Source organism: Marivirga sp., from assembly GCF_051117495.1.
GTDB lineage: Bacteria > Bacteroidota > Bacteroidia > Cytophagales > Cyclobacteriaceae > Marivirga.
Genome location: NZ_JBNPEF010000009.1, coordinates 74297 through 88752, shown reverse-complemented (window position 1 = coordinate 88752; position 14456 = coordinate 74297). Strand labels below are relative to the sequence as shown.

At 35.4% G+C, this 14456-nt stretch carries 13 protein-coding genes; 2 read left to right on the top strand and 11 right to left on the bottom strand.

The features are described 5' to 3' along the window. Positions 1–339: 339 nt before the first annotated feature. The 6 genes from ACFE0M_RS06075 to ACFE0M_RS06050 all read right to left on the bottom strand — a co-directional run bounded on the left by ACFE0M_RS06075 (position 340) and on the right by ACFE0M_RS06050 (position 7735). Positions 340–1920: an amidohydrolase family protein gene (locus ACFE0M_RS06075; protein WP_434544857.1), complete on the bottom strand. Its 1581-nt coding sequence runs from the start codon at positions 1918–1920 to the stop codon at positions 340–342. Between the two features lie 318 nt (positions 1921–2238). Further along, entirely contained in the window at positions 2239–4053 is a 1815-nt protein-coding gene (locus ACFE0M_RS06070) for a MutS-related protein (protein WP_434544856.1), read from the bottom strand. A 103-nt stretch (positions 4054–4156) separates the two neighbouring features. Further along, entirely contained in the window at positions 4157–5077 is a 921-nt protein-coding gene (locus ACFE0M_RS06065) for a Brp/Blh family beta-carotene 15,15'-dioxygenase (protein WP_434544855.1), read from the bottom strand. A 551-nt stretch (positions 5078–5628) separates the two neighbouring features. Further along, positions 5629–6072: a 3-oxoacyl-ACP synthase gene (locus tag ACFE0M_RS06060; protein ID WP_434544854.1), complete on the bottom strand. Its 444-nt coding sequence runs from the start codon at positions 6070–6072 to the stop codon at positions 5629–5631. 2 nt (positions 6073–6074) lie between these two features. Then, positions 6075–6740, bottom strand: coding sequence for a hypothetical protein (locus ACFE0M_RS06055; RefSeq protein WP_434544853.1), 666 nt, complete (start codon positions 6738–6740; stop codon positions 6075–6077). 41 nt (positions 6741–6781) lie between these two features. After that, a complete protein-coding gene (locus tag ACFE0M_RS06050; RefSeq protein WP_434544852.1) occupies positions 6782–7735 on the bottom strand; it encodes a threonine ammonia-lyase in 954 nt (317 codons plus the stop codon). Positions 7736–7857: 122 nt separating this feature from the next. Here ACFE0M_RS06050 and ACFE0M_RS06045 point away from each other — a divergent pair, with 122 nt between their 5' ends. Both ACFE0M_RS06045 and ACFE0M_RS06040 read left to right on the top strand, forming a co-directional pair. Continuing rightward, complete coding sequence (locus tag ACFE0M_RS06045; protein WP_434544851.1) at positions 7858–9069, top strand: phospholipase; 1212 nt, start codon at positions 7858–7860, stop codon at positions 9067–9069. A 38-nt stretch (positions 9070–9107) separates the two neighbouring features. Further along, positions 9108–9521 (top strand): response regulator, encoded by a 414-nt coding sequence (locus tag ACFE0M_RS06040; protein ID WP_434544850.1) that lies wholly within the window; start codon positions 9108–9110, stop codon positions 9519–9521. A gap of 2 nt (positions 9522–9523) precedes the next feature. Here ACFE0M_RS06040 and ACFE0M_RS06035 read toward each other — a convergent pair whose 3' ends face one another. The 5 genes from ACFE0M_RS06035 to ACFE0M_RS06015 form a co-directional block, all read right to left on the bottom strand. Further along, positions 9524–10321 (bottom strand): hypothetical protein, encoded by a 798-nt coding sequence (locus tag ACFE0M_RS06035; protein ID WP_434544849.1) that lies wholly within the window; start codon positions 10319–10321, stop codon positions 9524–9526. Between the two features lie 10 nt (positions 10322–10331). Further along, positions 10332–11000, bottom strand: a complete 669-nt coding sequence (locus tag ACFE0M_RS06030; protein WP_434544848.1) for a FecR domain-containing protein — start codon at positions 10998–11000, stop codon at positions 10332–10334. A gap of 43 nt (positions 11001–11043) precedes the next feature. After that, positions 11044–11529: an RNA polymerase sigma factor gene (locus ACFE0M_RS06025; protein ID WP_434544847.1), complete on the bottom strand. Its 486-nt coding sequence runs from the start codon at positions 11527–11529 to the stop codon at positions 11044–11046. A 290-nt stretch (positions 11530–11819) separates the two neighbouring features. Further along, the gene (locus ACFE0M_RS06020; RefSeq protein WP_434544846.1) at positions 11820–12479 is read right to left on the bottom strand and encodes a Tll0287-like domain-containing protein; all 660 of its coding nucleotides are present in this window, start codon (positions 12477–12479) and stop codon (positions 11820–11822) included. Position 12480: 1 nt separating this feature from the next. After that, entirely contained in the window at positions 12481–14400 is a 1920-nt protein-coding gene (locus ACFE0M_RS06015) for a GAF domain-containing protein (protein ID WP_434544845.1), read from the bottom strand. Positions 14401–14456: the final 56 nt, after the last annotated feature.

The following is a 14456-nucleotide window of genomic DNA, read 5'->3' as shown; positions in this document are numbered from 1 at the left end:
AAACAAGGTGAGGAATATCTCTGCGTGAACATAGCTCAAGGCTTGTTTAGGCGCAAATACTGCTCTCACCTTGCCTTATTGCTTTATTAAAAATACTTATTATTTTTAAGGATTGTAAACATACGAGACGCAGAGGCCACGCAAAGGAAATTTTTGAGTTACTTTAATGTTGCATGCCTACACGAACACTGGTTCTAGCGCCTCGCCTGGACCGAACCCCAACTCTTAACACTGGTACAAGCGTCTCGCTTGGACTAAGCACAAAACCCCTTTTATGAGCCAATGCAAAGTCTAAGCGAGACGCTTAGACTAGGGAAGACGCTTGAACCAAACCAGGTTTTAATCCATCCCCGGTTGCTTAATTTCAAATCTCGTTTTATCCTTTTCTTCAGCCACCATTTTTTTCACATCTTCCAATAGTTTTTTGGCATCATAAATGATCCCGTCCTTGATGGTGTATTTCACGCCTCCGGCACGAATGACTTCATTATCTTCGGTCAGTTTTATGGCTCCAGTTCCATATAAAGCTTTCAAATTTTCCAATGGGTTTTCTTCCACTATCACAAAATCAGCTAATTTTCCGATTTCCACCGTACCGATTTTGTCTTCCATACCCAAGGCTTCGGCCCCATTTAGGGTAGCAGACATCATAATTTCCAAAGGGTGGAATCCGGCCTCTCTCAACAATTCCATTTCTCGTATATAAGCAAAACCATAAAGCTGGAAAATAAAGCCTGAATCTGAACCTGTAGTTACTCGCCCTCCTCTATTTTTATATTCATTTACAAAAGTCATCCATAATTGGTAGTTTTTTCTCCAGCTCACTTCTTCCTCTGTTCCCCAATAATGCCAGTAAGAACCATGGGAAATTTTACTCGGCTGATAGAATTCCCAAAGTGAAGGATATGTGTATTCTTCATGCCATTCTGCTCTTCGGGCCCGCATTAAATCCCTGCTGGCTTCATAAATATTGAAAGTCGGGTCCAGGGTAAAATCCAAAGCCAATAATTCATTCATCACTTCATTCCATTTGTCAGAATAAGGTGGGGCTGCTTGTTCCCACAATTTACCTGCTTCAGAAAATCGGTCTTGCTCATTATTGTAATTATAATCTAGTTTGTAATGCTGAACTGTTCTGTCAGTAAATAATGCTTCTGGTAAACCATACCAATGTTCCATGGTGGTTAAGCCTGCTTTTGCAGAGTTTACCACATTCCATCTTGCTACATCCATTTGGGCGTGGTGCATGGCAGACCGCAAACCTAAACTTTTATTTTCTTCCAAGGCTGCTTGCATGATTTCCGGTCTTGCGCCAAAAAATTTGATGCCGTCAGCACCCTTTTTGGCATTTTCCTGAACCCATTTTCTAGCCATTTCCGGACTGCTAATGGGCTGATCGCTTCCCTGTCCGAATGCGGTATAAGCTAAAATTCTTGGGGCGGTAATTTTATTTTTGGCACTTTTTTCTTTGTGCTTCAAAACCCAATCCAAGCCATTACCTGCCGAAGGATCTCGAATAGTCGTAATGCCGTGCCCCATCCACAATTTAAATACATATTCCGCTGGTGTTCCTTGGGCTTCTCCGCCAATATGACCGTGCATATCCACAAAACCCGGCATCAAATACATCCCCGATGCATCTAATTCTTTCCCACCTTCCTTTAATTTTGGTCTTTTATCTTCTTTTATTTCTACACCGGGATAACCTACTGTTTTGATTTCCACAATTTTATTTTGCTCCACCACTATATCTACTGGCCCAGTTGGTGGTGCCCCATTGCCGTTGATTAGGGTAACACCCCGAATAATCAGTTGAGGCCAAGGCCCTTCTCCTTCTGATCTTTCAGGAGCATCTTTTATTTGTGCCCAAGTAAGGGTGCTTAATTGGACTATAATGAATGTTAGTAATAGCTTTCTCATAAGTATTTTATTTTACTAAGAAATTAATCCTAATTTGTCAGATTTATTTAAATTATTCATCATGGTTTTCGGTCGGTGAGCCACCGACCGAGGTCAATACCATGGTTGGTGGCCACCAACCATTCTAATCTTGTTTGAATAACTACCGTTTTTTCAAAAAAAGCAGAAATTTGACAAGGCAGAATTAAATATAAGAAAGAATGTTTGAAGAGCAGTGAAGAATTTGAGGAGTGGATACCCAAACTGGTTCAAGCGTCTCGCTTGGACCTAATCGCAAAGTCTAAGCGAGACGCTTAGACTAGAAAAAGAAAAATCAATTTAACCATTCTTAATAATCTCAATGCCCATTTTTCTCATCAGTGGAACGGCATTAAAAGTATGGCATGGTGCATTATGTAATTTATAGTCAAATAGAATCTCCTCTCCGCTTACATCACTATTGAAACTATAGTTTTGGAAATTATCTAATTCATCTTCTAGTTTAGCTAGGGATAAATCGTGAGTAGAAACTAATCCCATGCTATTGGTTTTCATCAATTGCCTGATTAAACTTTCCGCCCCAATATTTCTGTCTTCAGAATTGGTTCCTTTTAAAATCTCATCTAATAAATAAAATATCGGTCTCTCCTGTGGTACTTTAGTCATATCCACTAATTGCTTTAATCTTTTCAATTCCGCATAGAAAGAAGAAGTGTTTTCTTCTAGATTATCTTGAGTTCGCATGCTGGTGAATAATTGCAAAGGACTTAATTCCAGGCTTTCCACACAGCAAACTGCACCCATTTGCGCCAAGATCATATTGACCCCTAAAGAACGCTCAAAAGTACTTTTTCCGCTCATATTGGCTCCTGTGATTAATGTTACCGCCCCCGGCCCTGTCATTTCAAAATCATTGCAAACTCTTTCATCATGCGGTAAAAGAGGGTGCCCCAAATCTTTGGCTTTAAGTTCACATTTAGCATTAGAGATTTTAGCGGGCATGTAGTCTTCATGGGAAAAAGCAAAGTCTGCCATGCTCATAAGGGCCTCCCAATCGCCTATGGCACTAAACCAGCCTTCAATCAATTTACCGTATTGGTTTTTCCATTTCACAATATTATTGAGTACCCAATAATCAATTAACAAAAACGGATTTATTACCCAGTACATCATGCCTGCTCGTGCATGCATCCAATTTAAAATTTTTGATAAGGAATTGATTTTTTGAGAAGCTTTAGGATTTTGAAAATGGCTTTGTAATTCCTTAAAAAAGGGAGCGCTTACTTGCTTTTCCTCGGCCATTTTAAAAAGGTTTTTATGTTGCTCCAGGTGAACGGCTATTTGCTCCGTTTCGGACTGAAGTCGCATTATTCTACCTTGGATGGGTAGTAATAAGAGAATATTGATTAAAAAACCTAGGCCTACAAAAGACCATGGTAGAATCCCCAGTAAGGATAAAATGAAAAATATGGCCAATTGAAAAATGGCAATGAATGGAATATATTTAAATATCGACTTAATCTTCTCTTCTTTTGCTTTGGAGAAAAAGTCAAAAAGGCCTGTTAAATTTTCCTCTTCTTTTTTGTTTTCCTTTATTCTGCTTTCTGCCCACCACTCCAATCGCCAATCAAAGTCACTTTTGATTTCTTCCACAGCTTGCTGTCTAGCTGAAATTTCCTTCTTAGTTGCCGGTGAATTGAACCATTTTGCCAAACTCTCCTGACCAAAGTTCAATGCACTTCTATTCACTAATGAAAATACAGAATGTCTGCCAAAAACATCCATATCAGGAGCATATTCATGTAGTCCATCAATAAACCTTTCTCCTTTCGGAAGCTTATCTAATTTAAGGTTTAGTCTGTCAATTTCTTCATTGAGAATGATGATTCGATTTCGAGCTAATGTCAATAATCGTTTTTTTGATTTATGTCGGTTGACCAACCAACCAAAAATCAATGGAAAAGGTAGCAATACAAAAGTAGTAGCCAATCCATTTCTTTCATTGATGAAATAAACCGATACAACAATGGTGGCTAAAAAATATAAAACTCGAATGGTCCCGAATTGATTGGTAAGCTTTCTATTTTTCTCAACTTCATTTTGAAATTGATTAATCTTTTGACTGTAAAATTCAGATTTTGTAGCAATACTCATTTTATGGATTTTACTTAAGGATGTAAAGGTAAGTCAAGTAGCTTGTTAATTCTGAATAATTTGAAAGCTTTCTCAAATTGGCCAGCAGATTTTAATGAATTGTTTATTTACGCTGCATTTTCTTGTACCAATTATCCATCACCACACTATGAGGGAGGGTTAAAACTGATAGAAATATAATGGTCAAGAAGAAAGGTGAAATGGAGAATTGAAAATATGAAAATACAAATAGTAAAATTAAAACCCCTACTATACTTACTAAGGTAAAAGGCAATAATTCTTTAATGAAATGATTGAGGTCAAAATTTTTCCTTTTTGTCCCTAAAAACTGGTACTCTTCATATAAGACTTTTAAAGAATGCCAGACTGCAAAATAAAGTGCAAAAGCCAATAAAGGGGGTAAGGTGAAAAAGGCTAAATGCAATAAAAGAAAAACGCCTATCTCGCTGAAAAAGCGCTTTTTAGAATTGATTTTAAATAAGAGTAAATAGGCCATCAAGATGATGGTAGCAAAAGAAGTCAATACAAAAAAGTAGTACAAACTGCTAGGCGTGATTACCGTGGCCGTCTGATTGAAGTGTGAAGTTTCTAAAAAGAATTCAATAAGCCTATCGTAATGATGATAAAACAAACCACTGATGATAGAGCCTCCCCAGAGCATGTACAAAAGCTTTTTACTTTTACTGGTCTCAGCGATTTTCACATCACTAAATTGCGATTGTCCAAAGTGATAAAATGAAATCAAGAAGAATATGACTAGGCTAAAATAAGGGAAGACAATCCAAGTGATTACATAAATAGCAATCAATCCTAAATAAAAAGCATAAAATTGAATTTGCTCTTTGGAGCTTTGTTTCTTTTTCCTCAGCAAAATGTGGTCAATTGCCCCATGTGGGATTCCCAAAAGAAAGATTAAAGCTAATGTGATTTTTAATTGGGTATCAAATGCTAAAGTTTCCAGCCATGGATAGATGGAAATAACCAAAATGGTGATGAAAATATGTAAAAAATTGGTTTTAAGCATGATAAACTATAAAACCTAAATTCTATCGTTTTGTTTAAAGCTTAAAAAATGTCCTGATTTAGACCTACTTTGTCAAGTTAGCACCGATGCCCCCGATTTGTGTCTTCACAAATCGAGCTTTGATCTACCTAGAGCTGTGAAGACACAGCTCTTGGCGATGATTGAATAATATGACAAAGTAGGATTAGAATTATTTTCATTTCAATTTAATTTTTCCCCCATAAGACATCTTAATAACATAAAGTATTAATTTGTCTGGTATCTCTTTCAAAATGCTGTAGAAAGATTTCGGATAATTTTCTTTTCTGAAAATATAATCCCGATTTATCGGGACCGAAATGACGCATTGAAGATTTTTTTCATCAATGGAAAAAGTATGAAAGGAAAAGCTAGCATTAATTGCAGAAACTTGCAGTTTATAACTTTATTCGGCTTTTATGGACACACAAATTTATAGAAATACTACCACATATAAATTCGCCTATCAAAATTTAAAGAGGAAGGAGGGAGAAAATTCTCAGGATTACGCTTTGAAGAAATTAAAACTCAGTTTATAAAATATCCTTAATTAAAATTTCTTTTCCGTTCCAATCTAACTTATCCCCTGCTTTTTTGCCCATCATTTGTTGGGCTAAGGGCGTAATGGCAGATATCAAAAAAACTTCCTCCCCATCTATTGTCATTTTCCCATAAGAAATGGAGATAAAATATATAGCCATTGAAGTTTTGACCAAAGCACCAAAGTTTACGGTATCATATTTTTCAAGAGGGTTAATTTGATGAAGGGTTCCCAATTGCCGATTGATATTAACCAGTTGTGATTGAAGTTTATCTTTTTCTTGGTTCATCATTTCCCTGCCAGTTTCATATTTATCACCGGCAGAGCTTTTGGTATCAGAGCCAATGGACTCCATGATTGAAGCTATTTCTTTAGAAATTTCAACCTTTTTAGCGTCCAGTTCATTTTTACAAAAATCTAAAATTTTCTCCTTCATGCTTATTGATTAATCCTTTCAAACATCACTTCCAGTTTAGCTCTGTTTTTTCTTAAATCACCCATCTTGCATTCATAGCTTTTAAGTGATAAAATATTGGGAAAGCTTAAATTTCCCATTGCAATGGAATAACTGATGGTAATGGGCACATAGTTTAAAAGCATGATCAGCTTTTGAAAATTTTTGGTTCTTACTTTTTTAAACCCCAGTTTTTCTGCCGTATGGGGATTGATGAAATAAGCATTGGCCTCAATTTTAACATCATCTTGTTTTTTGCTAAAGCTATCCAACATATTAAGCAATCCTTCCATATAGCTGTAGAGAATAGCTTTTTTATTTCTGGATTCACTTTTATGGATGCTTAAGGTATAGTAATAATCGAATAGCGTTCCGCCATGCAATTGAATTTTATTATGCTTCAATGCAGAAGACAACAATAAGGGGGAATAATAAATGATTTGACCTTTCCTTCTTCCGGTGGGCACATCAATAAAGGAAGCATATATGGAAATAACAGGTTGCACTAAAATCAGAATTATCCACAAATTAGTGCTCCAAGCCATAAATACAATCACCGCAATGATGATCAATAAATTGAAGATAAAAGACCATAATTTTCTTTTTTGATCTCTTTTAGGCAGGATATAGTAGCGGTGAATAATTCTCATGTCTCATTAAAAATAGACTTAGCATTCTGTAAATAAAAAAATTAGAAAGGTAATTTTTTCAAATCTACATTTCCTCCACAGAGAATAACCCCTACTTTTTTCCCTTTAAATTGCTCTTTAATTTTAATCATAGAAGCAAAAGGAACGGCTCCAGAAGGCTCTACTACTAATTTTAGATAATTAAAAATCAATCGCATCGCTTCAATAATTTCATCATCACTTACCGTAATAATGTCTTTTATATATTTTTGAATGATGGGGAAATTTCGCTCGCCAACAGAAGTTCTTAAGCCATCTGCAATGGTATCCGGATTTTCCATAGGTAATAATGCTCCTGCTTTCCAGGATCGATAGGCATCATCTGCTCCCTCTGGTTCTGCTCCAATAACAGGAATTTTATTGCCAAAATATTGAGATGACAATAAAGTACCGGCCATTAATCCACCGCCCCCAATAGGCGCAAAAATGGCTTTTAAATGATCGGTATCTTCTATCATTTCTTTGGCACAGGTAGCTTGCCCAGCAATTACATCATAATTATCATAAGGATGGATAAATGTGGCCCCGGTCTTTTCTACCACTTCATTAAGCGTTTCTTCCCTAGCTTTTAAATTGGATTCACAATAAATTACTTCCGCACCGTAACGTCTTACCGCTTCTACTTTTACTTCCGGTGCATTTTGAGGCATTACTATATAAGCCGGAATTTTGGAAAGTTTGGCCGCAAGTGCAACTGCCTGTGCATGGTTCCCTGATGAATGGGTAGCTACTCCTTTTTTTAATTGTGATTTTGTTAAGGAAAGAATAGCATTAGATGCCCCCCGCATTTTAAAAGCCCCAACCTTTTGTAAATTTTCACACTTGAAATAGACATTAACCCCTAAAATCTCATTCAAGGTCATAGAAGTAAACACAGGTGTACGGTGTACATAATCGTGAATTCTTTTTTCAGCGGCTATTATATCTTCTTTTTTGGGGATTTCTTGAAGGAGCATAAGGTTAAGTTAGTTTTAATTTAATATATTGCTAAGCAAAAAAATAAGCATGATACATATCAGGCTTTAACCATTATCTAGTTATGCAATTTAATAAGTTTCTTCGATTAATATTCGTCCTTTTGTCAACTGTTTTCATCCTATCTTGTGATAATAATGAAATGGAAGACGAATTGGAAAATGATTTTCCATTTGAGCATGTGGTGAGTTATGAATTTTTGGATACTATCTCTACTGATGAGATATCCGCCCGTTTCGGTGGTAATAATTTAGCAAGTGGATTTATTAATTTCGATATCACCGCCCATAAGATTACTTATATGACCGAAAATTATGACGGCACTGAAGTGGAGGCATCAGGCTTGGTTTTAATTCCAATTGTGAGCGGGTCTTCCAAATTGACCAGTTTTCAACATAGTACACTGGCAAAAGATCCCAATCCGGAAATAGATCAAGAAGAAAGAGCCCCATCTTATTTACCACAAAATAATGCGGAAATTCATCTGTCAGCGGCACTTTTTGCATCTAATGGCTATATGATTTCTGCGCCTGATTATATTGGCTATGGCAGTACTGGGGATATGTTTCATCCTTATGAACATGCGCAAACAACGGCCACTACTAGCTATGACATGTTAATTGCTGCTAGAGAATATGCAGAGTTCTTGGAGGTTAAATTGAGAACAGAGGGAGATACGGAAGTAGAAGAACTATACCTTTTAGGCTACTCCCAAGGAGGGAATTCCACCATGGCTTTGCATAAATATATTGAAGAAAACCATAGCGAAGAGTTTGAAATTATTAAAAGTGCAATGGGGGCAGGTGCCTACCATAAAACAGCAGTTGGCGATTATATATTTAATTTTGAAGGAGAATTGGGCTTTCCTATTAGCCTTTATTTATGGGTGATGGATACTTATGACAGGGTCTATTTGCAAAGAGGAATGAGCTATTATTTAAAAGAACCATTTGCTACTGAAGTGGCCGATAACGGATATTTTGCGATTTCTAATACCAACCCACAGGAAGTATTTACTGAAGAGTTTATTACTGATATTAATGATCCAAGTAGTGAGTTTAGGGCGGCATTAGCTGATAATGATGTACACAACTGGAAAGCTGAAGCCCCAATTAAATTATTTCATAGCAGAGAAGACGCTTTGGTTCCTTATTTTAATTCAGTGGATGCTTTTGAGAGCATGAATGCTATGGGAAGTACTGAAGTTTTATTGGAAACTTATGAATTCGGAGGTGATGTCGATCCAGAGGATATCCACGGAATGGCCGGAGGAAGATTTTTCTCTGATGTTATATCTAATTATTTTAGATTCTAATATTTAATTATACTAATGCAGGACTTGATGTAACGAATATGTCATTAGCAAAAGAAAATTTTGAAGTACTAATAGTAGATGACGATGAAATGACCGTTTTTTTACATGAGGTTTATGTAAAGGAAAATGCTTTTCATCCTGCGCCAAAAAGTTTTTACAATGGTAAAGATGCAGTAGATTATTTCAATACCTATTTCAATGTAGCCAATCATTATTGTATTTTATTGGACATCAATATGCCCATTTTGGACGGTTGGGAAGTAATGGATGAAATCATGGCAAAAGGCATGGACAAAAATGTATCCGTTATTATTTTGACATCATCCATCAACTCGGCTGACAGGGTGAAAGCTCAAAAATATGATATGGTGATTGATTATGTGGAAAAACCACTTAGCACTGAAAATATTGAAAAGATAAAATCACAAGATCATATTAAAGCTTATTTTTGATTTTATTTCCTACTTTTCTCATCAAATAGGAATTTAAGGGTAGCATTTTGAGGTACTGGATCTTTTGCATAAATGATGAAATAATAGATTCCTGTATCTTCACAATGATATTTAAGCAAATCTTCCTTTCCTTTAAGCTCAGTTAACGCTTGTTGATCACGCCTAGAATTTGCCACTTTTAAATTCAGGTTTTTATTGTTTTCCCACAAAAAATAATAATCAGCACCTTTGGTCAATACGTAGGAATATTCCTTCACATAAGGCAGATCATCTCTTCTGACCTTCTGATTGTATTCTTTTAGTAAAGTCAGCTCCTTTAAATTAGTATTTTCATTTAATTTGGTGGATGGGATATTGATATTCCCCGCTTTCTTTCTTTTGAGTAAAGATACATTTACACAGCTTCCATCAGGATTTTTGGAATACAGCACCAGCTTGTAATCTCCACTTTGATGTTTTTTTAATGCCATCAGAAACTCTCCAGGTCCAATTTTTTCTACAGTTTCTGTTTCAATTTCAATATTGTCCCAATCGAAAACCTTATAACCTACTTGAGCATTTGGGTTAGTTTTCTTGAACAAGAAATATTGAGGATATTTAGGATTGGAAGTAAAACGAATTTCTTCATAATAAGGCAAATCTTCATAAGCTTTAATAGTATGGATGAGATTAAATTCAACTATTAAGGAATCGGGTTCTAAATTATCAGTATATTTTATAAGTTGCTCTTCACATTCCGATTGAGAAAATGCCATAGTAGCAAAAATTGTAAAAAGGGCTATTAATTTGATAGTCTTCATCTTTAAAATTTTATAGGTTCATGTAATTATCAAATATTAAAAATGTGTTTTGACGCTTTTCAGAAGTATTAAATAAAATCGTTTTCCCATCATTTTTAAATAATGCTTTTTCACCGCTTTCCATGGTTATTTCTTCACCCGTTGAACGAGGATTTAACCATCTTATATTTCCTTCAGCTACTAAAACATTCAAGTCTTTATTTTTTTGACTCTGAATTTGTAAAGTGGATTTACCCTCCATTATCAAATATCCATTTTGGGTTTCCACCAGTAGGTGTTCATCTTTTTGCGTTTTGATTTCAGCTGTTCCAATTATTTTCACCCATTTGGTTTTATCAAAACTTAAAGAGTCATATTCAAATTGCGAATTACTGCTTACGGCAATCTCGCTTCCATCCGCTAATTGAAATTTTCGGATAGATTCCTCATTATTAAAGGGTTTGAGCATAAAAATAGAAACAGAAATGATTAAAAGTAAACTGGCAGCCACCCAATACCATTTAAAATGAGATTTTGGGGCCGGAGAAAGCTGATTGATTCGATTGAAATCTTGAACTACCTGATCAAAGAAAATAGTATTCCTTTCAGAATGCCCCAACCAATCCATCAACTCATCTTCCTCCTTTGTTGATAGTTTACCCTCTAAATAATTCCATATTTTCGTATATGATTTTTTCATTTTATTAATTCTATTTACTAGACAATTAAAAAGTGCTTTACCCCTAATTTTTATTCAAATATTTTCTTACTTTTTTAATTGCGATGGTCACTTGATTTTCCACTGTCTTCTCACTTACTTTTAAATATTCCGAAATTTCAGAATGTGTTAAACCGTCATCAAGCTTTAAAAGCATGATGTTTTTACATTTTGGAGGTAAAGCCTCAATGGCCTTTCGAATTAATGGCATGCTTTCTTCCCGGTTTGAAGACTGCGGAATAATTTCGCTTTCATTTCTGAAATAGCGATAATTTAGCTCTTGCTCATTCTTTTCCTTAGCCAGTAAAGCATAAGCTTCAAACTTTGTGCATTGAATAAGATAAGGATAAGGCTTTTTTATTTCAGGTAGTTTTTCAGAATCCCAAAGTTTGCGAAAGACGTTATGGACAGCCTCCTCTGCATCCATTTGCGAACGCATAATGGCTTTTGCAAAACGGATGAGTTGCTCATGGTAATCTTCGTAAAATTGATGGATCAGTTCTGGCTTCAATTCAATTTTTAATAAAGGAGTAAATTTATTGTAATACCCCCTAAAAAAATCTCAGAAAACTTTTAAATAATGTAAAGGATTATAACGATAGGAAATCTATCAAAAACTTATTTTTAGCGAATTATGCTTTGTTATAATTATGCTGTTATTAAAATTTACTAGTTTTTAATTCAGGTTTTAAATGTTTGGTGTGCCACCAACCATGGTATTTTCCTCGGTCGGTGACACACCGACCGAAATCCATGAATAAAAATTTAAATAAAACTGATAAAGTAATACTAAATTTAATTCTATAAGCCTTGAACGATTTCCTTTTTCAAAAACTTAAGGCTCCACATGCCTCTCAAATCACCTACTTTATATCCTGTAGCTTTATCATTAGGATATTCTTCCTGCAAAATAGTTCTTACCTCCTCGGAAATTTGATCTGGGGTTCCGTGGCAGTTTAAGCATAGTTCGGATGGTATTTTAATTGGGTTGTTATATAAAATGGTATCGCCCGGTCTTATAAATTGAACATTTGAGCCTAACTTATCCCCATGCACAATAGAATATTCATAAGCCTCTAATATCTCTTTTTCCATTTCTGAAGGCGCATTATTGGGATTTCTATTTTTGTTACTTACCCTTTTTAGAAAAACTTTATATGCTGTGGCCAAACTATCGGTCAGGGGATAAGCATTCATACTGCAAAACTTGGCCGCGGCTTGATATCCACCTTCTGCATATTTTTTGGATATTTTGGACATAAAAACTCCGCCAGCCTTTCGGGTGATGGAGTCTCCTAATTTCTTGGTTTTATTAATGATGTCCGCTTCAGAAACCTTTTTTACTTCTCTGAGCTCTTGAGTATCTTCTATTTTTTGAGGCCTTCTTTTTTCAGTGGAAAAACCGCATGACCAAAGCAATATTACTATGGAAACAAAAGAAATTTTGGTAAGTGAACTCATATTATATGGAATCTTCGTTCGAAATGATAGCCCCAATCATTAAATAACTGCTTCCACCTGAATCTTGACCACTTAATGGCCCGCATGAGAATTGCGCATCGACAATTTCACCGTTTTTATGCTTCAGTTTTATTATGCCTGACCAGGTTTTATTGGCTTCCAAAGCATTTTTCATGGCTTTATAGGCATCCTTAGATTCAACGATTTTGGTTATTTCAGTCCCACTTAAGTCAGAAGAAGCATAACCTAATTTATCGGAAGTAATATTATTGATGCTATTGATATAAAAAGAGCCATCCAGTTCTACCATCATATTGGTGTAATTGATGATTTTCTCTTTATCCTCTCGCTCGCGCTGACCTCTTTCCATTTCCTCTTGCGTGGCTTGAAGCTCTTCCATATTCTGACGCATTTCCTCTTCTTGAGAACGCATCTGCTCGGTCATTTCTCTTGACTCTTCCAATAATTTAGAAGTCCTCTCATTGATTTTAACGGAAGAAATAGTAGAGGCAATATTCTCAGCTATTTTTTCAACAAACTCTCTTTCATGATCGGCAAACTCATTGAAAGATGCCAATTCAATAATTCCGTAAATTTCTTCATTTACCTTTAATGGAACTATCAATATACTGTTCGGATTAGCTTCACCAAGACCAGAAGTAATCATGACGTAATCTTGGGGAACTTCTGTCATATATATGGTTTCGCCTTCCAACCATGCTTGACCGGTTAATCCTTCGCCTTCATATATCTTTTGCTCCAGATATTTCTTTTTGTCCCAAGCATAACAAGCGGTTAATTCCAAGAAAGGATCGTCATCATCCTCTCTGTTAATCACAAAAATACCGCCTTGATTTGATTTGGTATATTTTACTAAGTTTGAAATAATATCATCAGATAGAAGAGAAATGTTATCATTGTTCTTTCTCAAAATATCCCCAAACATGGCCAATCCTTCAGTTGTCCAGTTCCTCTTTTTATCTTCTTCTGCAACTTTTCTGAGGTTTCCTCTCATGTTGATCAGTGCATTTCCTAAAACATCTTCTTCACTCAATGGCTCATAATCCGAGTCATATTTTCCGTTACCAATATTTTCAGCGAAATAAGAAGTTTCTTTTAATCCGTCCACAAGCTGACCCACAGCTACTGCCATTTCACCAATTTCATCATTACCAAATTTCCTATCGTTGTCTTCAGGCAATATTCCTTTTCCTAATTTTACAATGATGTCTTTTATATAATTAACAGGTTTTGTTATGGATGAGGCAAGCCAGAAGGCTCCTATCAAACCTAAAATCACGAAAATTACACCTAATATAATAGAGGTATTTTTCAAACTATTGGAAGACTCCAATACCTCAGCCTCATATTGTTCTGATTCATTTTGTTTTTCTACTAATATTTCATTTAGGTGGGCAATAACCGTATCCGTTCTAGGGATTACTTCTCTTTCGATTGATTCGGACGCCATGAATTTCACTATGGGGTCCTCATAATCCTCAAAAGTCTGCAAGCTTTCCATAATTTCCTTTTGAACATCCAAAAGATCTTCAAACTCAGTGAAAACAGTATCCATTTCCAGCCTTTGCTCTTCATCTTCCCAATTTTCCTTTAAAGACGTGATTTGTTCTTTCATGGCAGGATACTCCTCCTCATGAATAGCTCTTAAACTTTCTTTATCGGTTTCATTACTTTGGAGATATACCCAGTTGGTCACCAACATTTTTGAATTGATAATCAATAAATTGAAATCCTTAATGCTAGTTAAGGAAGGCTTGATTACATTGGAGTTGGTTTGGGTTAAATTACTATTCTGAGTTACAGTAAAGATTGTGATCCCAGCATAAACAATAAAAATTAATATAAGGGTGATAAACCCACCGAGTATTTTATTACCAATCGTAAATCGAAAGTTTTTCATCTTCTAGCCTTTAAAAAATTATTCTTTTTTAAACTTAATGAAATTTATTGAAATAT